Genomic DNA, 21,554 nt, shown 5'->3' on the forward strand with positions numbered 1-21,554 from the left:
GCAAAAGAGTTGTTGACAACCAAATTGGTCAAAGCTATAATCGGACTTAGGATTGCTACTGAAAAGGCGACACCGACAAAATATACACTAGCTTATTTATGCTCGGAGTGTATATTTTTGTCGGTTTTTTTGTCTGTTTGAAGGGGGGAGAAAAGATGAAACCAATCACGATCTACAATAACAATGCCGTCCTCGTGGAGGATAATGGCACAGAATGTGTAGTGATTGGCAACGGTGTTGGTTTCGGTGTAAAAGGCAGTGGGGTGATTGATCAAACGAAAATTGATAAAAAATATGTCTTAGATGCAGAATTTACCCAAAACAAATTTGGGTCGCTGATGGCAGGAATGGATGAACGGCATGTGATTCTGACTGCCAAAATTATTGAAGAAGCAGAAAAGGATCTTGCGCGAACATTTGATTCCAGCATCTATCTATTTCTTGGTGATCACATTAATTACGCAATTGAGCGTAATCTTAAAGGAGAAGCGATCACCAATGACTTAATGTGGGAAATCAAAAAATATTACCCACGAGAATTTGCAGCAGCAAAGCGGTCGTTGCAGTTTATTGAACGATCAGAGAAAATTCGTTTTATTGAAGATGAAGCTGGCTTTATAGCCCTGCATTTTGTAAACGCTAGCTCAAGTTCACGATTTAAAAATGAGACGATTTTTACGACAAAAGTAATTGCAGAGATTGTTCAGATCGTGGAGTATGATTATGGGATGAAGTTGGATGAGACGTCCATGAACTATGATCGATTCTTGACCCATATACGCTATTTTGTAAGCCGAATTTTTTCAGAAAGTAAAGAAGTAAAAGATGAAGCTGATTTATTGCAACATGTGAAGCAATTATATCCGAAAGCTTACGAAACTGGCTTGAAAATCAAGAAGCATATTGCTGGTCAATATAAAGTGAAAATTACAGATTCAGAATTGTTATATTTTGTCATTCATATCAATCGAGTGACCACAAGAGAACTAGATTAAATGTTTTGTTACCGAATGGGCAAGACCAAATAAAGATTGAGCCAAATATGGGCTTAGTTTTTATTTGGTCTGTTTTATTTATAAGGAGGAAAAAAATGACTAAGTATCAAGAGCTTGCACAGAATATCGTTGAAAATATTGGTGGAACGTCAAATATTGAGTCTGTAACGAATTGCATGACACGGTTACGATTCGTATTAAAAGATAATTCAAAAGTCAAAGAAGATCATCTTAAAGCAACACCAGGTGTTCAAGGAACAGCCTTAAAAGGCGGACAATATCAGGTAATTATTGGAACAGATGTAGCAAATGTTACGGAAGAAATCAACAAAATGGGGGACTTTGGAAGTGATTCTTCAGAACCAACGTCACCGAAAGAAGAAAAAGTCATCAATCGAGTTTTAGGAGCGATCACCTCAATTTTCCAACCGATTATTCCAGCAATCTGTGGGGCAGGAATGTTAAAAGCTGTTTTAGCTTTACTTGTTTTCTTTGAAGTATTAAATGCTGAAGCTCAAACGTATCAGCTATTAAGTTTACTAGCCGATTCAGCATTTTATTTTCTTCCAGTAATGTTAGCTGTAACAAGTGCACAATACTTTAAAGCAAATCCATTTTATGCAGCGGTTTTAGGCGCTATGCTGATTCACCCAGCTTTTACTGCTATGGTTGCAGCTGGTGAACCTATTTCATTTGCAGGTCTTTCTGTCAGAGCTGTATCCTATGGTTCGGCAGTTGTACCGCCAATTTTGATTGTATGGGCAATGGCGCACATTGAACGTTTAGCAAAAAAAATATCGCCTAATCCTGTGAAGATTTTTCTGGTCCCATTATTGGTTTTCTTGGTTACGGCTCCGTTAGCTTGGATCATTATCGGTCCACTAGGAGCATTAGTTGGTGATGTGTTATTAGTAGTCTTTGAATTCTTCAATGAACAAGCACGCTGGGTTTTACCAGTCCTGATGGGGGCGTTCACCCCATTTTTCGTCATGACAGGGATGCATTACAGTTTTATGCCTGTTCAACTAGCACAATATGCCACATTGGGCTATGGAACGTTATTAGGACCGGGAATGTTGGCATCAAATATTGCTCAGTCGGGTGCTTCACTGGCAGTAGCATTAAAAACCAAAGATAAAGTGATGAAGCAAACGGCTTTTTCGGCTAGTACTACAGCGCTATTTGGAATCACCGAACCTGCTTTGTATGGGGTGACGATGAAACTAAAAACGCCTTTATGGGTCGTGGTAGCCTCTGGAGGAGTAGCTGGTTTATGGGCAGGTTTGACCAACATGCGAACTTATGCATCAGCAACTGCAGGTGTTTTGGCGTTGCCAGTCTATTTAACGGATGATCTGTCAAATATCGTTAACGCAGTGATTTGTATTGTTATTGCATTCGCAATGTCCTTTGCACTTACTTTGTTTTTTGTGAATGCAGAAGGAAAGAAAAAAGCAGTAGTGTCTTCACAAAGTCAAACGTTAAATCCGAATCAGGTTGCTGAACCACTTCGACCATTACGGACACCTTTAGAGATCAGCAGTCCTTTGGCAGGGGATCGGTTGGCGACTCATGAAATTCCTGATAGTGTATTTGCCAATGAGATTATGGGGAGAACAGTGGCTATTCAACCTAAAAACGGTCAAGTAGTTGCCCCATTTGATGGTGAAGTAGTGACGATTTTTCCCACCAATCACGCAATTGGGATCAGAAATAAGCAAGGAGTTGAGCTGTTGATCCACATTGGGATCGATACGGTCGAACTTGATGGCAAAGGTTATACTGCAGCAATCAAAGTAGGAGATACCTTTAAAAAAGGCGATTTGCTAGTGACTTTTGATCCAGAATATATTACTAGTCAAGGATATTCAACAGTGACACCGATCGTAGTGACAAACACAGCAGATTTTACAGACGTTATTGTCCATTCTGAGGATGAAACCATCAAGCAGGGTGATGTTTTAGTATCGATTTTTGAATAAAGAGGGGACAAACATGGCAAAATTTCCAGAAACTTTTTTATGGGGTGGTGCGATTGCCGCCAATCAAGCAGAAGGTGCCTTCAACGAGGATGGCAAAGGACTTTCCATTCAAGATTTTTTATCAAATGGAGTCACAAAGCCACTAGATCCTGAACTAAATCTACAAAACTTAAAACTAGAAGGCATCGATTTTTATCATCGTTATCGAGAAGATATTCAAATGTTCGCTGAGATGGGCTTTCAAGTCTTACGATTCTCGATTGCTTGGACACGAATTTTCCCTAATGGCAATGAAGAAAAACCAAATGAAGCTGGATTGCAGTTCTATGAAGAGGTGATCGATTGCTGCTTATCTCATGGGATCGAACCGCTAATTACACTTTCTCATTATGAAACACCTTATTTCCTTACAAAAAGTTACGATGGTTGGCGTAATCGGGCATTGGTAGACTACTTTAATCGTTTTTGTCGGACTGTGTTTACTCGTTACCAAGGGAAAGTGAAATATTGGTTAACTTTCAATGAAATCAATGCGCTTTGGAATTTTCCCTTAATGGGAGCAGGAGTGATGACAAAAAAAGATTTCTTATCTAAGCAAGATCTCTTTCAAATAGCACATCACGAGCTTGTTGCCAGTGCCCAAGCAGTCAAAACCGCCCATGAAATTGATCCACAGATGCAGGTAGGGAATATGGTGTTAGGGATCTATAATTATCCGATGACTTCAAACCCGAAAGACACCTTGGCTGTTTTGGAGGCGGATAAAAACTTAAACTATTTTATGGATGTTCAAGCTCGTGGATATTATCCTGATTGGATCAAAAGAGAATGGCAGAGGTATAATGCAACTATCGAGATGGAACCTGACGATCTCGAATTATTGAAAAATACCGTTGATTTTATATCGTTTAGTTATTATATGTCCCGATGTGTTTCTGCTACGCCTGAAAAGTACCAACAGGGAAAAGGAAATATGACAAACGTTCTAAAAAATCCCTACCTTGATGAAACGGAGTGGGGATGGGAGATTGATCCAGACGGATTACGTATTCTCTTGAACCGTTTTTCGCATCTCTATCAGTTGCCACTTTTTATCGTTGAAAATGGTTTAGGTGCTGTTGATCAGTTAATTGAAATTGACGGAGAATTAACCGTTGTTGATGATTATCGCATCAATTATTTAAATGATCATCTATCAGCCGTTGCTAAAGCCATCGATGATGGTGTCAATGTATTGGGTTATACCATGTGGGGGTGTATTGATTTAGTAAGTGCTTCGACCGCAGAGATGAAAAAGCGTTATGGGTTCATTTATGTAGACCGAAACGATGATGGAACTGGTTCACTTAAACGGTATCGAAAAAAATCCTTTAATTGGTATCGCGAAGTGATTGTCACCAATGGGGGAACCATTGGTTGAAATACCGCTAGTAAATAAAGAAAGCATTGCCGATTCAGCAAATGGAAGGCAATGCTTTTTGTGTTTAATGTGTCCATTGATTCAACGGGTAAGCCGATCAGTGGTTTTACTGCTTTGATTAACTAGAAATCTGTTCATCAGCGGTTATGGTCGTACGATTGATTAAAAGGAGAAAAGGCAGGTGAAAAAGAGCAGCATCAACGATGCCACTCCATGGTGTTTTCAATTTCATTGGTATCAGAATCCAGTTGTTCAGAAACGATGGCAAAGCCGTTTTTGAGATAAAACGCAATAGCAGCTGTATTTTTTTGGTAGACATTCAGAGTCAACTTCTCGTGTTCTGCTTGTACTTTTTGTAATAGCTGCTTGCCAATGCCGTGGGCACGATAGTCTTTCAAAACGAAAATACCAGCGATATAATCATCCAACATCCCGATGAAGCCAACGGGCTGATCATCAACCGAATAGGTGTAGATAAGGGCATCAGCAAAGGCTTTTTTCACAAAGTCATAGTTATCTTGCCAATGGGCAGCTGAAATAAAGTCATGGGCATCCAAATTGCTTTGCAGCCAAATCTGGGCGATAGTTTCTAACTCAGAATCGGTAAATTGGGTCACTTGTTGTATCATGAGAACCTCCGTTTTTTTATTCAGTATAGCATAGGACCACTGCTGATTACTGCAAATCGCGGTATTTTCGTAGGCAATCGGACAGGAGATGAACCAATTGACAAGTAACGAAGGTTAAATGGCGAAGAAAAGCAATCTTTTTCGTTGAAATATTCTAACAACTTTGTTTCAGCTAGATGTCAATTTCTTGCAGCCAGATGTTATTTGTGTGAAAACAGCCCCAAGAGTGACATCTTTCGGTATGCTAGAGAAAGCGATAAGACACATCTAGTTAAGGAGAAAAAATGAAAAAGACACTTTTGGTTGCAAGTTCACTTGTTTTGCTGACGCTGCCTGTCGTGACGGTATCCGCAGACAGCTTTGATCAGAAGATCCAGCAGCAAAATGAAAAAATCAATGACATAAAAAATGAATCCACCTCATTAGAATCACTGAAACGCTCCACAGAGGCAGAGATTCAATCGATTGAAGGAGAAATCCAAGCAATCCTACGAAAGAAAACGACGACGGAAGAAGAAGTCAATGCCTTGGCACAAGAGATCCAAGTCCTTGAAGAGAAAATCATCAAGCGCACAGAAGTACTGGCGAATCAAGCGCGTGACATTCAAACGTCGGAACCTTCCAATCGTTTGTTCCAAAAAATCGTTGATGCGGAGTCCATCGGAGAAGCTATTCAACGGGCGATCGCTTCAGTAACGATCATGAATGCCAGCAATAGCATTGTCGAACAACAGCAAGAAGATATCGCAACGAGCCAGAAATTGGAAAAAGAGTTGCAGGAACAATTGGTTGCGATCGAAGAGCAGTCAAGCGCATTGCAAGGAAAACAAGCGGAATTAGCTGATGTCAAATTGAATCAAGAAGTTGCACTAGCCGACCTTGCCTTGGCGTTGAACACTGAAGAAGAGAAAAAAGACCAATTGGAAGCGGACAAAGCAGAAGCACAACGGCAAAAAGAAGCAGCGTTGAAGCAACTGGCTGAGCAAGAAGCACAAGAAGCAAAAGCGCGCAAAGAAGCAGAAGAAGCAGCAAAACGCCAGCAAGCAGCAGAAGCCAAGTCAGCTGAAACCGCCGAAAGTCCTGCCGTTCAACAAGCAGCAGTGGCAGCAGCCCAGCCGAAGACGGAAGCCGCAGTGTCGTCAGAAACATCGGTGTCGTCAGAAAAAACTGCAACTACGCCTGCACCCGTGCAGCAAGCAGCTGAGCCAAAGGAACAAGCAAGCACAGGTGGATGGCAAATGCCAGTCGATTCGGTTCATATTTCGAGTCGTTTTGGGTATCGAACAGATCCAACAGGTGCATCAGGAAATCAACATAATGGCATCGACTTTACTGGGGGGACAGGAACGCCGATCTATGCGATCCAAGCAGGCGAAGTCGTTGAAGCGGGCTATGGTCCGTCAACTGGTAACTATGTGATCATCAAACATGCCAATGGCGTTTACAGCTACTACATGCACTTTAGTACGCTGCCAGCTGTTTCGGTCGGACAAAGCGTCTCAGCTAGACAATATGTTGGCGGTATGGGAACGACTGGGAATTCAACTGGCGTCCATCTACATTTAGGGATGTCAACAAGCTTATGGTCAGGATTCTTTGACCCAGCGCCAGAATTAGGCTTATAATAGTCAGAAAAACCGCAGAAGCGAACAGGCTTCTGCGGTTTTTTTGGGTTGCTCTTCTTTTACGAAGTCTAAATTGGCTCAGCGCCAAAAGCGGGTCATCTCCGCTTTGTCTTTCAGGTTGAAAGCGATCATGTCCTCAATCAATCCTTGATCGATCGGCTCAGTCCACTTGATGCGAAAAATGTTATCCGTATGGCTGTAACCAGCTTTTTCGATGGCATCGGCAAACTGTTCAAGACACTTGGTTTCAGGGGAGACAGAAAAATGCGGTTTTGAAACGCTGAAACCGATAATAAAGGTCTCATGGGCGGTGAACATCGGCTGATTCCACTTGATGACTGGAACGAGGTCAGGAAATTTCTTGGTAATAGCGGCAAATAAGGCACGCAGTTTTTCTTGCTTTACTGGATCTTCAATGCTGGTTAAGTAAGTTTCTAATACATCCATTGGGAGGATCTCCTTTCGTTTTAAGGAACGAGTACAGGGAATGTCGATTGCTAAAAATAACGTGCGTTTGAAATCAAACATTTTGTTACTTAGAGTGTACTGTAAAGTTAGCAAGTTGACAAACCTGTTGCCTTGTGTGGGGGATAAAGCCTTCAAAAACAAATATTTTTTGCAAAAACGAATACAAAAAATAACTTTTTCTCTACTTAGACAAAAACCAAACGTGAGGAACCTTCCATTATTATCCTGGACGGTTCCTTGAGATCAGCTTAACTTTTCAGAAACATCAAATGAAAAAGCAGATTATTTTCAGAGAACATTTTCAAAAAGAAATCGTTTGCATTCAACAAGAATTCTGCTAGAATATAACTTGTTCGAACAAGTTGTCGAGCGAAAGCAAAAGAAAGGAGGAGGACTTGTGACCAAAAGGAAACCGGTAACCCAAGCAGCCAAGAAAGAATATGCAAACAAAAGTATGCGGTTTAATCGTTTTTTACTTTTTCGTTATATGACTGCGATCTTTTTCTTTGTTAATCTTTATTGGACCATATTGAGTCTGTCTCAATGGACATGGGCTGGTTTGATTCCCATTGCCTTATTGATCGTTGATGGACTTATACTTATTGAACAAACTCAAAAATATTGGCAGCAATCGAATCGTTTACTGGTGACAAAAATCGGATATTGGCTGCAATTTGGCGTCAATCTGATTGCAATTCTATTTATTTTGATCGGACAGCAAGCAACGTTGATTCCTTTTATGAATCAATCGGGTAGAGGGATCTTACTTGCCTTGTTTTCTGTCGGCATGATGGCGTGTTTGTTCATCCAGCGTAAAGCGTGGTTGATCGAGCATGACCGCGACAAATATTTCACGTATTTGACTACATTTGAAACTCAAGGAGGAACAGTCAATGGATTCAGAAAATAACAAAATGTTTGCCTTCTTGGACCGCTACTTAATGGGTCCAATGGGGAAAATCTCACAATTACGGATCGTTCGTGGGGTCATGGCAGCCGGGATGGCGTCGATTCCTTTCACTATCGTAGGATCAATGTTCTTGATCATCAGCGTTTTGCCACAAAGTTTTCCTGTATTAGAGGGCATTTGGAGTACATCATTTGATAAAGTAGTTAATCTCTATATGCTGGGTAATACTGCAACAATGGGAATTTTAGCACTATATTTTTGTATTGTTTTTGGATATGAGTATACCAAGATTCAAGCACAAGAAGAAAAACTTGTTTTAAGCCCAGTCAATGGAGCATTACTTTCTATGATGGCGTTCTTTATGTGCTTACCGCAACTAGTGTTTGAAGGCGGAGTAGCCACGCTAGTTGAAGTGATTTCTGACGATCAAAAAATCATTAATGGTTGGGAAATAGGAGGAGGCGTTACTCGTTTAGGAACAACTGGGATCTTTACAGCGATCATCATGGCAATCATTGCGGTAAAAATCTACGCGTTTTGTGTGAAGCGCAATATTGTCATCAAAATGCCTGATACAGTACCTACAGGTGTTTCTTCCTCATTTACTGCTTTGATTCCTACAGCGCTAATCGCACTTACTGTGATCGTTATCAATGGTGCATTAGTCGCAATGGGCACAGATATTTTCAAAGTCATTGCGATTCCTTTTAGTTTCGTGACGCAATTGACCAGTACCTGGATCGGACTACTTGTTATCTACTTCTTCATGCATGCACTATGGATCGTCGGTATTCATGGGGCAACGATCGTGACCTCATTCTTGACGCCCATCGTGTTGTCAAATATGGTGGAAAACCAAAATGGTGCCAACATTGCCTTTGCGGGTGAGTTTAACAACAGTTTTGTTACGATCGGTGGTTCAGGAGCGACGTTAGGAATGGTGATTTTCATCGCCTTCTTTGCAAAATCAGCGCAGTTAAGTGCTTTAGGAAAAGCAGCGATCGTGCCATCCTTCTTCAATATCAATGAACCGATTTTGTTCGGGATGCCAGTGGTATATAACCCGTACACAGCGATCCCATTCTTCTTAGCACCGATGGTTTCAATGTCCGTTGCTTATTTTGGCATCAACTTAGGCTTTGTTAACCCACCGATTGCTCAAGTAGCGTGGCCAACCCCAATTGGCTTATCCGGCTTTATTGGTTCAGGTGGTGACTGGCGTGCCTTTGTCTTAGCAATCATCTGTGCAGTCGTTGCTTTCTTGATTTGGTTCCCATTCATCAAAATGTATGATGGCAAACTATACAAGGACGAACAAGCAAACGCAACGAAGGCATAATCAATCCGTTTTTTTGATAAGCCGGCTATGAAAAATAGCTGGCTTTTTTTACGCCAAAGATGATAATAGTAGTAGAGAATCCGAAGGAAAGGAGTAGGCAAATGACGAAACTCAGTATTGAAGACTTAGCAGCAGAATTGATCAGAAAGATCGAAGCGGGTGACATTGGAAATGAGCAGGGGAAGATGCCTAGTGAACGAGAGCTTTTGGCGATTTATCCAGTTTCTCGTTATACGTTACGTCAAGCCCTCAATAAATTGAGCAAGATGGGCTGGATCTACCAGATGCAAGGCCGCGGCTCGTATATTCGCTTTCAAAACAACCAAAAACCGACCATTGAACAAGGAGATCTTGGCTTCAATGAAGACTTGACACGGGGCGAGAAAAACATTCGAACGATCAAAGCCTCAAAGCGGCTGGTCAAAGTATCAGAGGCGCTGTTTCTTCCAAGTCAAAAACAATTTGCGAAAGATCAACACTTTATCGAAGTCCAACGGTTTCGCACGCTAGATGACAAACCCTATTTGATTGAACGCTCCTATTATATACCTGAAATCGTAGGGGAGATCTCCGAAACGATGATGGAGGGGTCAATGTTCCAAGCTTTGGCAGAAGAAAAACAACTGTCAGTCGCCTTCATCGACAAGTTCATCCAAAGCAAACCGCTAACACAGGAACAAGCTGCGTTCTTTCATCTAGAAGAAGGCATGCCCGCACTGATCGTACGAGACGACAGCTATCTGAGAAATGGGGAGCTATTAGCCTTTTCGATGATCCATTATGATTATCGGATGGCGACATTGTACATGCATAAAAAGTTGTTCGTTTAAAGAAAACGGATTTTCAAGAAACGGTTCTTTCTTTTTTTGAAGGCAAGAGAAAAGCAGCCTATTAGGGAGAAAAAAACTTACAGTTGCGGAGCAGCGGACTGGAACTTGCTTTCAAACTGAGAAAAAAGGGATCGCTTCCAATGGCTGAACCCTGACTGAGCAGTAAAACTATATAATAGGTAAAGAATCGATCAGCGACCTTGGTTTATAAGGACGCTGATTTTTTTTGTGGGGATTGATCAGGGTTTAAGAAGGCGTGATTGTTGATTCAAGATAAAGATCGATTAAAGAAGACCATTCGTTTCCTTAATACGAGGATATTTTGCTCATTTTTTAACAATATCATGTGGATAATCGGCTTGCTCTGACAAATATTTCATCAAGTGAAGAAATATCTGATTTTTCAATCTGTTTTTGCTTTGATACTATCAAATAGACAACAGATGTTCTGCGAACGGAAGCCGTCTTTTCGTTTAATGGCTATTTTATTGAGAAACAGGCCGATTCACTTACTTGATTTCTATCTTCCAAAATAATTGGAGATCGTGGAAATGATGGGATGTGGTGGTTTTTGCTTTCTTTTTTGAGCGAATGACGGCAAGAAGGAAACGGACATCACTGCTCAAAAGGTCACAGCAGAAACGTCAGCTCGTTTGAAAGAACGACCGCGGATAGAACAGCCAAAGTGCAAACTTTCACGAAAGTAGACGTTCAAGCAGACCCATTTGTAGACACACTAAATTGTTCAACGAATCAAATCATCGATGAGTGAGGAATCAGGAGGGGTAACATGGCATTATTTCGCAAAAAGAAAGATGAAGAAACTTACGAAGGCGTTCATGTCTACGACGAGGAATATGATGAAGAAGAGTACGACGAAGACGAGTACGATGATGAAGAATATGATGACGATGAGTACGACGATGAAGAATATGATGACGACGAGTACGAGGATGATGAGTACGAGGAAGAGGAATATGAGGAAGATGAGTATGAAGATGATGCCCAAGAAGAGCTACTGGCATTAGAAAATACCGTTTCACAACTGACCAAAACCGTCGAACATTTGACCAAGCAATTGGAAAACAAACAAGAATCCATCAATCGGATGGCTTCACAAGCGACGCAACAAGAAAGTATCATTTATGAAAACAAGCAACTGCAAATGCGTTACAACGAGTTACAGCAGCAGTTAAAAGAAGCAGAACGTCAACAAGAAGCCCTCAAAACCAATTATGAGCAGGAAATTGAGCAGTTGACAAGTCAAGAAGACGAATTGATCGAAGTAGAAGAAGAACTCGAACAATTGCGTCAAAGAGAAGATGAACTGCTAAAAGAATTAGAAGAGAAAAGCAAGCAAGTCCAAGCTTTTGAAGAAAAAGCGATTCATTTAGAAGAAAAAGCAGCGATTATCGAAAACTACAAATTAAAAGAAGTCGAAAGCATGCGGCGAATCACTTCGCTTGAAAATGAAAATCAACAGTTGAACTTGCGCTTGCAAGAAGCGGAAGCGAAATATCGGGATCTTGAACGTTCAAGAGTCGAACAACTGGCAGATAAGAATGTTTTACAGCGTGACTTGGAACGTGAACTGGCTAAGGTCGAACAAATGAAGGACGAGCTGGCGACGATTTTGATCGAAGCAAAAGAAAAAGCACGGGAAACCGCTGCTGAAGCAGAACTGGAAGCCGACAGAAGACGTCAAGTGGCGGAAAATGAAGCTCACAAAATCATTTCAGAAGCATCGATGGAAGTGATGAAGATCCGTCAAGAGATCAAGCAATACCAAGAACGACTTACGGCGTTTCATCATGAGTCGAAAGGGTTGTTTGAGCAGTTGATCCAGCATAGCAAAGTGTTGAATCTGCCAGACTAAAAAGAAGGTTATGAGTCGGAATAGACGAAAAGGTCTGCTAAATAATTTCCGAGAGCGACACGACAAAGGAGGGAAACCCACTAGGACCATATATGCTGTATAAGAAATCACAGGCAACAACTACGACTTGATTTCTTATGAGAATGTTGGTTATTGGGACGAATGTGACGAATGATATTTTAAAAATTGCCATCTATCCAACCTTGAGTCCAAATCTTGAGGAATTATTTTACAAACAAGAGGCACTTCCATCAGTAATCACTGCCTGTGACAACCTCTATCAAAAAAAGTGGCCGCTCAAATCGTCGATTCGCAAACAAGTGACGCATTACTTTGAGCAATTTTATTCCATCGAAGCCTTCACCCATCATATCGAGATGGAGATCTTACGGAAAAAAATCGATTACTCAAAATTACGCATTCCCTTGGAACAGCAATTTCCTCAGTTTGTGTGGACGCAAATCGGCATCAATCATGTGTCCGATGAGAAAAGCAATTTGTTTTTGGAGTTTGTACCAATCGCATACACAGAAGAAGAGTTTCCCTTTACGATTCAGTTGGATGCTAGCTTGCAGCAGCAAGCCCCCGCTGGTGTAAGTGATGCGAACGACTTTAAAGAGCAACTGGCAAAAATCGTACAAAGCGTGATCGACGAACAAAATGTCACGTTTGTGAGTCGCCCGAAAGCGCAAGTCCATGAAGAAAAACGGCAAGGCAAAACCGATGCAGTGAAAAAAGAGCTGGAAGACACGCTCGAGTTCCAAAAGGTCAGTGCGGATGAGCCACCAAAGTTCAAAAAGAAAGTTCGCAAAAAAAGCAGCAAAAAAAAACAGTCAAAAAAAGCCAAGCAATTGCCCAAAGTCAACGCCAATGAATTAGCGTTGGAAGAAGAGGCGAAACGAGAACGAGCAAGCAAAGAGCGCTTGCGCTTGGCCAATCAAAAGCTTGAGATCTACATCGAAAACTTAGAAGCTTCTTTGATCAAAAATAGTATCCACTATTTAAACAGCTTGACCGATGAAGAAGACGAGAACTGGCATACGCAATTGAAGATTAGCTTACGAGAATATACCTATCTTTTTCAAAAAGCCAAATACCTCGAACAGGTTTGGCGCATCAATGACAATCTCGTACAAAAGATCGAAAAAATGACGTTGAACGAAAAAGAGTTGACCTATGAGAGAGGACAAGTGCAGCAAGTGGTCGACAATAACCTTTCTGCTAAAGATATCAGCTTGGTTTTTTATGAATGCAGCGTGATTGAGTCACGGGTCAAATTGTATGAGCGACCATGGTTTAGAAAACCCTACGCACGCATTATGAAGATGGACTATGACAATCTTTTACGAAAAGCCGCGTACTTTGATCTTCTCCAAAGCGAAAGTTATCTGTTAGAAAAAAAAGCATTGATCGAAGGCAATACAGACGTTAGGAGCAGCCTATGAGAACCCAAAAGCAAAAGCAACGATTCTTATTCTTATACCGCATCTACTTTATTGCTTCTTTGATCCCATTAGCGGTATTTTTGCAGCTGACCGCCTATTTTTATCTCTCTGCCTTTCGAGAATATGTCACTATCAGTCACTTGTTTTTACTCGCTCTTTTGCTAGGTTTTACGATGTATTTGCGGAACAATGCCTTTCATTATCAATTGTTACTTGTGCAGCTCGAGAAAAATGAAAGCAAAGACCATGAACGACCAAAAAAAGGCACCAGCAAGAACAGCCCCAAGGAGGAGGATCAAGAAGATGAAAAAGCCCAGAAGAAACGTAAAAAGTCTGTTAGCGATCGGAGCATTTATCGGAATCATCAATAATCAAACGATTTCTGAAGCCATGGTTCGATCGATCTTAGGTGTAGAACCATCTACTTATATGGAAACCATCGATGCACAACGAGAAAGTCGCGGACAATCGATAACGGATGCCCTCCGACCGGTCTCTTACGAAGGAGCTGACAGGATAACGGAGCCACTTGATACTCCTCCAGAACAAACAAAAGAAACCTTCCCAGAAGAAGCGGAGCAGGCCGAAAAAGGAACGGAAGTCCAAGTCGTAAATGATGTTGAACGACCGGCAGATGATGGGCAGACAGACGAGGAAGAAACAGAGAGCGGCACCGATGAAACAGAAGACCAAGAGACTGAAGATGTTCCGCCGACGCCAGAGCCTTCAGAAGGCGATCAACAGCCGAATCAGCCTGCTGGACCTGAAACGAATGAGGAAGAAACCAACGATACCAACAGCAGCAACAATAGCGGAAACAACCAATCAAATGGGAATCAAACCAATCAGGACAAAGAAAAAGATCCCGATCCAATCACTGAAGAACCCGAATCGCCGATTGATGAAGAAGAGCGGGAAAGCAACTTTCAGTTTTCGGTTTCTCGTAATCTAACGACACAACAATTCATCAATGAGATTGGTTCTGACGCGCAAGATGTTGCCTATAACAATGATCTTTATGCCTCAGTGATGATCGCACAAGCTATCTTGGAGACCGGCTCAGGAAACAGCGCCTTATCCAGTCCGCCAAACCATAATCTTTTCGGCATCAAGGGCAGCTTTCGTGGGCAAAAAGTGACCTTCAATACGCAAGAAGATGATGGAAGTGGTGCGTGGTATACGATTTCTTCCAATTTCCGTAAATACCCAAGTTACCGTGAATCCATCGAAGATTACGCTCGCTTACTAAGAGGAGGCATCACAGGTAACCCGCGCTTTTATGCTCCCGTTTGGAAAGAAAATGCCCCAACCTATCGGGAAGCAACTGCGTGGTTGACCGGGCGCTATGCCACGGACATCCATTATGACCAAAAGCTGAATGCGTTGATCGAAGCGTATGATCTAACCATCTATGACAATGAGCCGACCGAAGAGGTCTTGGAAGAGATTGAACGCACACGTGCACAAGCAATTGAAGCAGCTCGCAAGGAAGAAGCGAAGACGACCCGTTCGTTGTTTGAAGACTTGCAAAGAAGCTCGGCAAATCGTCGAGGCTCAGGGAATTTGCCAGCGTCCATTCGGACCGTCAAGGATCGCTTGCAGGAAAATGCCAATGCCAATACTTATGCAAACCAATTAAGAGGGATGGAACGAGCGGGCAGCGAGGTAGATGCCAATGAGTAATCAGTCGCAAGCACCTAGAAGAAAAAAACGTCCGCCACAGCCTGCCAAACGTGAAAAAAAACGAGAACAACCAGAGGACACACCGAGAAATCCCCGAATCGAAAAGTTTCAAGCGCAAGGCAAGCAAGCCAGCCCTTCAAGTGGCAAGAAACGACCAAAAAAGCCACCTCAAAAAGAACCGACAGGACAGGCGCCTGCGAAAAAGAAACGAAAAAAAGCGGCTAGCACAGCGAATCGCCCCAAATTACCGACCGAAAAGCAGCATCCTAGCAAGCAAAAAGAAAGAGCAGCTGCCAGTACGACCAGTGAAGCACCACGCAAAAAGAAAAAGCGTCCACCGCAGCAAGCACGTCCAAGCCAGCGCAACGAGCAGGGGAAAACTAAGAAATCAAGTAATCCGAATGCCAAATCAAAAGGGACCCACAAGCAAGGCAAAAAACCAGCGGAGGTTTCCCAGAAACGACCAACCCCGCAAAAAGGCAAAGCTGCGACGAAGAAACCAACAGCTAAAAAGAAATCTGGTGATCTCGTACTGAAAATCATTTATCTGATTTTCTTGGTTTGTAGCATGACTGTCCTCTTTACGTTTATCGGCTTATATGTAGCTGATCAAAACGAGATGACGGTTTTCAATCATCGGGTGGTGCGTTTATCTGATAATGGGATGGCGAATCTTGACAGCTCTGCATTACGCACACAAGATTTGATCATTTTAAGAGAACAAGCCTTCACTCAAGTACAGCCAAACGGGATCGGAGTCTTTACAAATAGCTCAGGAACAGGCTATATTGCCCGCCGAGTGCTATCGATCGAGGCTGACGAAGAGCAAGGCTATCATTTATCCGTCATTGGTGATGGACAGGCATTTGGGGAAGAAGCCATCGAAGCAGACCGTTTCGTTGGGGAAGTCTCAATGAGTATCAACCATGTAGCAGATGTGTTTCGTTTTATTGATCAAAACTTGATATTATCTATCATCTTCTGTGTATCATTGATCGCCTTATTCATTCTATTAGGCATTTATCTCTTTACTTGAGAGCCGTCATTACTTGAGAAAAGAGGAAACAAGGTTGCAAAAAAAAATAGTGTTAAGAAATAGTATCGCGGGTCTGCTTTTCTTTCTTTTGTTGCTTAGCATTTTGATTTGGCAGAATAATCAGTCTATTCGCATTCGACGTTTAGCGGATGAAAATGAAGTGTTCGAAAAAATCGAGATTTTGGAAGAATGGCAGGAACGAATGACCCTTACAGGGACGACGATCCAACGATTCGTTCGGGTAATGAACGCTAGTGAAGTGCCAGTGTTTGTTCGAGCAAGCTTTGAAGAAGTGCTGCGCTATATCGCGCCAGACAGTGAGGAAGCAGCCTTTGAGCAGGCGGCAGATGCGAGTGATGCGCCAGACTTATTACCAGTACTGTCTCGCTTTGATGAAAACGAAATTTTAGCAAGAGGGTATCAGAACGTGACCCAGCAGATCCCAGAACTCATTGGAAATGCTCTTGATGGTCAAGTGATGGTTTGGATCAGCGATGAGACGATCGAAGAGTTGGCACCCACGCCTGCCTTGGATGCCTTCGATAGCGAAGAGATGCAGGAGTTATTGGGGGAATTAGACGCTGAAGGACAGGATAATCCTGAGAGCTTCTACGATCACACCGAAGGCAATGAAGAAATGGAGGAGCAACCGTCATCAGACTTGATCGATGGTCCGCCAGATCTCTGGCAAGAACCGGTCCTTGTCGAAGCGCACTTCAGCTATTCCTTTCGGCGAAACCAACAACCGGTCATGCAGAAAATGAGTGGGGAACTGCTGCTGCTCAATCCTGCTGATCCGGTTGCTGAGTGGACCTTTGAAGCAGCCAACTTGACCTATAGTTATTATCTTGAAGGGTATCGTTATTTTGTTCGAAATTGGGCAGAGTCGCAGCTAGCCAGCCCCTTTTCCACCAATGAAGAACCTACGGGATTCACGTATCTCGGAGAACAGGGAACGATTGACCAGTCGTCATTTGATTACACGACGACAGAATCTGGGTTAGGCAGTGCCTTTCAATTGCCAGAGATGATCAGTGCGTTTCCCGATGCTGCTGGGTTGTATCCGACCCAAACGGTGAAAACGCTAAGCAGCTTTGTCTCTGAAAGTCCCGCCCAGATCGATTCAGAAGCCATCATGATCGAATTCGGCTCTTTGAGCGATTACCGTCAGATCGATCGAAACACTTGGATCTATAATCCCGATGATGGCTGGTTTTATTATAGTTTCCCTTTGGACCGATCCTATCAAAGTGAAGACGGTTATGGCGTCACCCGTTCACTGATCGAACAAGTGATGATCGATACAAGTGTCGCAGACGATAGCCATCTTGCCTACGAACTTTTACCGAAAGTCGAAGTCATTCAGGCTTCTGATCGACAATCATTAAAGGAGGTCTTTCAGTTAGACAATGATCGGCCAGAGAGTGCCACTGCGATCATCTATCGGCATTTGCACTCACTTCAATAAGTTGCTAGAAAATAAGTCAAGGAGAGATTCACGTGAAAATGGTCATTGAAGAAATTGAATACCGTTATTTTCTTCAATACGGGAAGTATTTGGATTATTTCTACCAACAATACATGCAAGCGAATGTCGAAGATCCTGATGTTGAAAAAGGGATCGCCGAGATTCAGCGACTGGTTGAAGAAGAAAGGTATCATTATATCAGGGAACGAATCCGCATCACACGCAAAGCCAAAAAAAGTATTCCATTAGCTGACTACCCTGATTTCAATAAACTGATTCACTGGGGATTCACCCTTAGCAAATTATCTTTTCTTGACCCAGATACAAGTATCAACCAGCTAGAAGAAAAGGATTCTCCTTGATCGGGGGCTAGGCAAAAAGCAGGTGATGAAACTGAAAAACGGCAGACAAGCACATAGAGTACTTGATGAATCAGGGTTCAGCCTTGTTGAGATCCTTGGAGCGATCGTCATTCTCGGGATCGCGATGGTCATGATCGCCATGCTGATCATCCAAAACAACCTGATCCTTAGCTACAATACCCGAATGGAAGAGGCTATCGCAGCACGAGATGACGTCAAGGAATGGCTAATCTACCGAGCGCAGACCCAAGATTTGGCGGATTTGAATATCGGGATCTTTACTGCTCGACCATCTTGGATGATGGTCGATCCAGATGACCCCTCAGAAATTCGCAGACACCATTTGGTCCTCGATAATTCAGGGATTCAATACAATGCGCAAGGGCAACCGATGTATGAAGAAATCCCGATTGCTGTAGATGATCTCAATCGGGGACGATTTATTCGCAAAGTGGCATACGATCATTCTGGCGCTCATTTGCCGCAGCCCTTGGCAAATTCGGAAGAGAATCGCCTCTATATGGGAACGTACTTGTCGGAGAATGAAGAAACCACCAACTATTTAGTCAAGGTCTCCATTCGTGAAGACCCCAGGCATGGACTGCGAGAAGATACTTATGATCGTCGGCAGCTGGGCATCGGACTTATTATTCAGGTCTTCGATAAACAAACGGGCGCATTTTTGACAGAAACGTATCTGCATTGGGTAGTTGACTATTGAAAGGGCTGGCTGTTCTTGCGGAAGTTGCAAAGGAGGGGCGCAGATGAAGCATCGGTTACAGGATGAGCAAGGAGTCACGCTTGTCGAATTGTTAGGGGCGATCGTGATATTCGGCATTATCATTGCTCTCTTTTCTGGGACACTCTTTCTGATCGTCCAAGCCTCTGTCCGTCAAGGTCGAATTGCTGCCTTTCAAGGGATCGCGAATGAAATCATGGCGCAAGCAGACCAAATCGCCAAAATTGACGGCATCTATGAGCATGCGGGGTATTTAGGAAAATATGATAGTCTTCTTTTCCACGAGGAACATATTGTCAAAACCATGCCCGAAGGAACCTTAGGGGCAGCAATTACGGAAGAGGGCAGTCCGCGAATGGTTGTGACGGATATCACAGATACTAACAATATCCGTGCCAGAGTCTATGATACGAAAGACCCTACCATTAAGTTAAAGATCATTCAACAAAAAAATGAGAATGAAGCGACGCTGACCCATCACTATACGCCAAATTATCGCGATACGTTTAGTATCCAGACCAAATTTTTCGTTTTATTTTACACGGAAACGATCAATTTTGCGGATTATTATGATGATTTGACTGGCTGGTGGCAGATGGAGGATCTGGTCACTGATTACCACGAGCAGATTATCTATAGACGAGAATTTACGATCAATTATCGGGACAATGAGAAAGCAAGAGGGGGGGTACCGGGGAATGGACGATGGTAGACAAAATGAAGCGGGTTTTGCGCTGATTTATGCCCTCGCGGCGATCATTCTTTCCTCTTTGATGATTGGCTTGGTCTTCCTAGTTGCTCGAAATGTCAATTCACAAATTCGAACGGTAGATAGCTTCCGTCGCGTGGAAGATGTACACGAATATTCCTTTCAACTCGCTTCTCAGGACCTAAAACTGAGAATAGATGATTTAATCACTCGAACCATGCAGTCTGGCGGCTTCTATTCTAATAATAATGACTGGCAAGACCATCTAGATAACGAATTGAGATCTGTGCTGGATGAAGTCGATGTGAATGAGACCATCGATAATAAATTTTCTTTTACCTCCTCTATCGTTGACTATGAATATAATGAGATCGCCCCTTATGTAATGACGAAATCTGGTGGGGAGCAAGGATGGATCCAAGCAGCATCGATGCTGCCAGATAAAACCAATCTTCAAATCATTATTCAAATTCAATCGCAAGTCACGGATCAGACGCAACTGGATGAAGGACAGCCGCGAGTACATACAGCTTCTGCCGAATATATCTATGAAATGCAGCTTGAAGAAGAAGACCTCGAACAAAGACAAACACAGCTGGATATTTGGCGAAACATTTTTTATCCCTATTACTTACCCTCTACAGCAGGGCAAGCGGTATCCGCCGATACCTGGGTTCGAAAATTATTCGAAGTTGCCGATTTTCAGCGCGTACGTCCATCGTTTGATTATCTCGCTTTTGAATCGGATGACTTCTTGCAATTCGGGTTTGCTAACAATGTCCTGCAAGATTTTCAAGACGGCAGATTTTTAGATTTTCGAACAAAGCCGATTCTTAACTGGCTACATTTCGATGGTTCCTTTTTCTTTAATCATGGGATCCAGATGGAAGGACAGGGAAGCGGGCAGTTTTCGGCAAAAAGTCTGCTTGCGATCCAGAATGACGGCGGGCAGCCTAGCAACGGGTTGAACTTGATCAAAGACATCTTCTTGCAAGCGGGTCTAGGAATGTATATCGATTTGGGCAGTCGAGCTGGTAGCCGCTTGGTCTTGTCACAAGCCTATACGGATATTTTTGCTGGAAACGTATGGATCAACAATACCAATAGTTCGGCTTCGAGAGTTGAGCAAGAGGGGGTTCTCTTTGCTGAAGGCCATCTGAATGTTTCCGTAAATTCACCAGATGCGGGCTCTGGATTAGGCGAATTAAATAGCAATTATTTTAATTTCTATCATCGAGAAGCCACGAAACAAAACCCTGCAGCAGATGGTAGTTTGACGTTTATGAAGCCGTCGATGGTTCTGACGAGCAGCAATTTTTATGCGGGACCAGTCACGGAAGGCTCGATCGTGCATAGTACCGAAGATACGGAACGAAGGATTACTGTTTATGGTGATTTTATGCTGACGAATACGATGATGCCTAGTGGTGGAACGATCGATGATTTCTCGTATTTTCAGAATCAAAATCAATTCACAGTGCCTCATGACCCGTCAAGAATCACATTGGATGGCAGCAATACCATAATGGAGGTTCACGGACTTTCATTTATCGATGCCCCGAAGACTGCTCGAAGACTGGCATTAGCAGAAGCCGGCAGTTCAGCGGTTTTTGATTCTTACTATGAAGATCCAGCGTATTGGAATCAAATCACCTTAAAAAATGGTGCCCAGCTGATCTTGGGTCATACAGGCGTTGAACCCTTTCATTTAGCTGTGGATAGAGAGTCGACCTTTGTCATGGAAATACTGCCAGATTTGGCATTATTTGACCCGACTTTTTTAGCAACAGGGGCTCATAACCGTCGTCTTGAAGGAACGGTCGTACTCGTACCTTACTATATGGATGACCAGGTGGAACTGGAAAATCAACTGCAACAATTAGGCGTCAATTATCGCGTCCGCGATTTTGAAAGTCAGGCGCAACCGGGGGAGGTAACGATCCTCAGAAGTTTTTTGGATCGAAACATGTGGTCTGATGATGAAGCATATTTAACCGTTACGCGAATGTTTGACTATATCAACAAACTCGATTATTGA

Annotated in this window: 19 protein-coding genes; 17 read left to right on the forward strand and 2 right to left on the reverse strand. The window is 42.7% G+C overall.

Features of this window, described 5'->3' with window-relative positions; translation table 11 throughout:
• Positions 1-155: 155 nt before the first annotated feature.
• From IGI76_RS05875 to IGI76_RS05885, 3 genes are all read left to right on the forward strand, one after another.
• Positions 156-995 (forward strand): PRD domain-containing protein, encoded by an 840-nt coding sequence (locus IGI76_RS05875; protein WP_074535111.1) that lies wholly within the window; start codon positions 156-158, stop codon positions 993-995.
• A 95-nt stretch (positions 996-1,090) separates the two neighbouring features.
• A complete protein-coding gene (locus IGI76_RS05880; RefSeq protein ID WP_074535112.1) occupies positions 1,091-2,977 on the forward strand; it encodes a beta-glucoside-specific PTS transporter subunit IIABC in 1,887 nt (628 codons plus the stop codon).
• Positions 2,978-2,990: 13 nt separating this feature from the next.
• Positions 2,991-4,397, forward strand: a complete 1,407-nt coding sequence (locus IGI76_RS05885) for a glycoside hydrolase family 1 protein (protein ID WP_438781210.1) — start codon at positions 2,991-2,993, stop codon at positions 4,395-4,397.
• 197 nt (positions 4,398-4,594) lie between these two features.
• Here IGI76_RS05885 and IGI76_RS05890 read toward each other — a convergent pair whose 3' ends face one another.
• On the reverse strand, positions 4,595-5,026 hold the full coding sequence (locus IGI76_RS05890; protein ID WP_194192991.1) for a GNAT family N-acetyltransferase: 432 nt from the start codon (positions 5,024-5,026) through the stop codon (positions 4,595-4,597).
• 284 nt (positions 5,027-5,310) lie between these two features.
• On the opposite strand from IGI76_RS05890, the gene IGI76_RS05895 reads away from it, so the two are divergent.
• Entirely contained in the window at positions 5,311-6,651 is a 1,341-nt protein-coding gene (locus IGI76_RS05895) for a peptidoglycan DD-metalloendopeptidase family protein (RefSeq protein WP_194192990.1), read from the forward strand.
• A gap of 78 nt (positions 6,652-6,729) precedes the next feature.
• Here IGI76_RS05895 and IGI76_RS05900 read toward each other — a convergent pair whose 3' ends face one another.
• A complete protein-coding gene (locus IGI76_RS05900) occupies positions 6,730-7,098 on the reverse strand; it encodes an iron chaperone (protein WP_077454582.1) in 369 nt (122 codons plus the stop codon).
• A gap of 418 nt (positions 7,099-7,516) precedes the next feature.
• Here IGI76_RS05900 and IGI76_RS05905 point away from each other — a divergent pair, with 418 nt between their 5' ends.
• The 13 genes from IGI76_RS05905 (at position 7,517) to IGI76_RS05965 (ending at position 21,554) form a co-directional block, all read left to right on the forward strand.
• Entirely contained in the window at positions 7,517-8,029 is a 513-nt protein-coding gene (locus IGI76_RS05905) for a hypothetical protein (protein ID WP_194192989.1), read from the forward strand.
• Entirely contained in the window at positions 8,013-9,368 is a 1,356-nt protein-coding gene (celB, locus tag IGI76_RS05910) for a PTS cellobiose transporter subunit IIC (RefSeq protein ID WP_016610408.1), read from the forward strand. The genes IGI76_RS05905 and celB overlap by 17 nt, the downstream gene beginning before the upstream one ends.
• A gap of 101 nt (positions 9,369-9,469) precedes the next feature.
• Entirely contained in the window at positions 9,470-10,198 is a 729-nt protein-coding gene (locus tag IGI76_RS05915) for a GntR family transcriptional regulator (protein WP_194192987.1), read from the forward strand.
• A gap of 790 nt (positions 10,199-10,988) precedes the next feature.
• Positions 10,989-12,074: a DivIVA domain-containing protein gene (locus tag IGI76_RS05920; RefSeq protein ID WP_167826742.1), complete on the forward strand. Its 1,086-nt coding sequence runs from the start codon at positions 10,989-10,991 to the stop codon at positions 12,072-12,074.
• 137 nt (positions 12,075-12,211) lie between these two features.
• Positions 12,212-13,519 carry a hypothetical protein gene (locus tag IGI76_RS05925; protein WP_194192986.1) on the forward strand — a complete coding sequence of 436 codons (1,308 nt, stop codon included), beginning with the start codon at positions 12,212-12,214 and terminating at the stop codon, positions 13,517-13,519.
• Complete coding sequence (locus tag IGI76_RS05930; protein ID WP_005235091.1) at positions 13,516-13,890, forward strand: hypothetical protein; 375 nt, start codon at positions 13,516-13,518, stop codon at positions 13,888-13,890. Before IGI76_RS05925 ends, IGI76_RS05930 begins: the two co-directional genes overlap by 4 nt.
• Complete coding sequence (locus IGI76_RS05935; protein WP_194192985.1) at positions 13,823-15,202, forward strand: glucosaminidase domain-containing protein; 1,380 nt, start codon at positions 13,823-13,825, stop codon at positions 15,200-15,202. The genes IGI76_RS05930 and IGI76_RS05935 overlap by 68 nt, the downstream gene beginning before the upstream one ends.
• Positions 15,195-16,238, forward strand: a complete 1,044-nt coding sequence (locus tag IGI76_RS05940) for a hypothetical protein (protein WP_061054321.1) — start codon at positions 15,195-15,197, stop codon at positions 16,236-16,238. Before IGI76_RS05935 ends, IGI76_RS05940 begins: the two co-directional genes overlap by 8 nt.
• A gap of 13 nt (positions 16,239-16,251) precedes the next feature.
• Positions 16,252-17,706 (forward strand): hypothetical protein, encoded by a 1,455-nt coding sequence (locus IGI76_RS05945; protein WP_194192984.1) that lies wholly within the window; start codon positions 16,252-16,254, stop codon positions 17,704-17,706.
• Positions 17,707-17,744: 38 nt separating this feature from the next.
• Complete coding sequence (locus tag IGI76_RS05950; protein WP_016610400.1) at positions 17,745-18,068, forward strand: hypothetical protein; 324 nt, start codon at positions 17,745-17,747, stop codon at positions 18,066-18,068.
• Between the two features lie 25 nt (positions 18,069-18,093).
• Positions 18,094-18,789, forward strand: coding sequence for a type IV pilus modification PilV family protein (locus tag IGI76_RS05955; protein WP_194193209.1), 696 nt, complete (start codon positions 18,094-18,096; stop codon positions 18,787-18,789).
• Positions 18,790-18,832: 43 nt separating this feature from the next.
• Positions 18,833-19,519 carry a type II secretion system protein gene (locus IGI76_RS05960; protein ID WP_074536892.1) on the forward strand — a complete coding sequence of 229 codons (687 nt, stop codon included), beginning with the start codon at positions 18,833-18,835 and terminating at the stop codon, positions 19,517-19,519.
• Positions 19,506-21,554, forward strand: coding sequence for a type II secretion system protein (locus tag IGI76_RS05965; RefSeq protein ID WP_194192983.1), 2,049 nt, complete (start codon positions 19,506-19,508; stop codon positions 21,552-21,554). Before IGI76_RS05960 ends, IGI76_RS05965 begins: the two co-directional genes overlap by 14 nt.

The organism is Enterococcus sp. DIV2449a, from assembly GCF_051711225.1.
GTDB classification, from domain to species: Bacteria; Bacillota; Bacilli; order Lactobacillales; family Enterococcaceae; genus Enterococcus_D; species Enterococcus_D casseliflavus.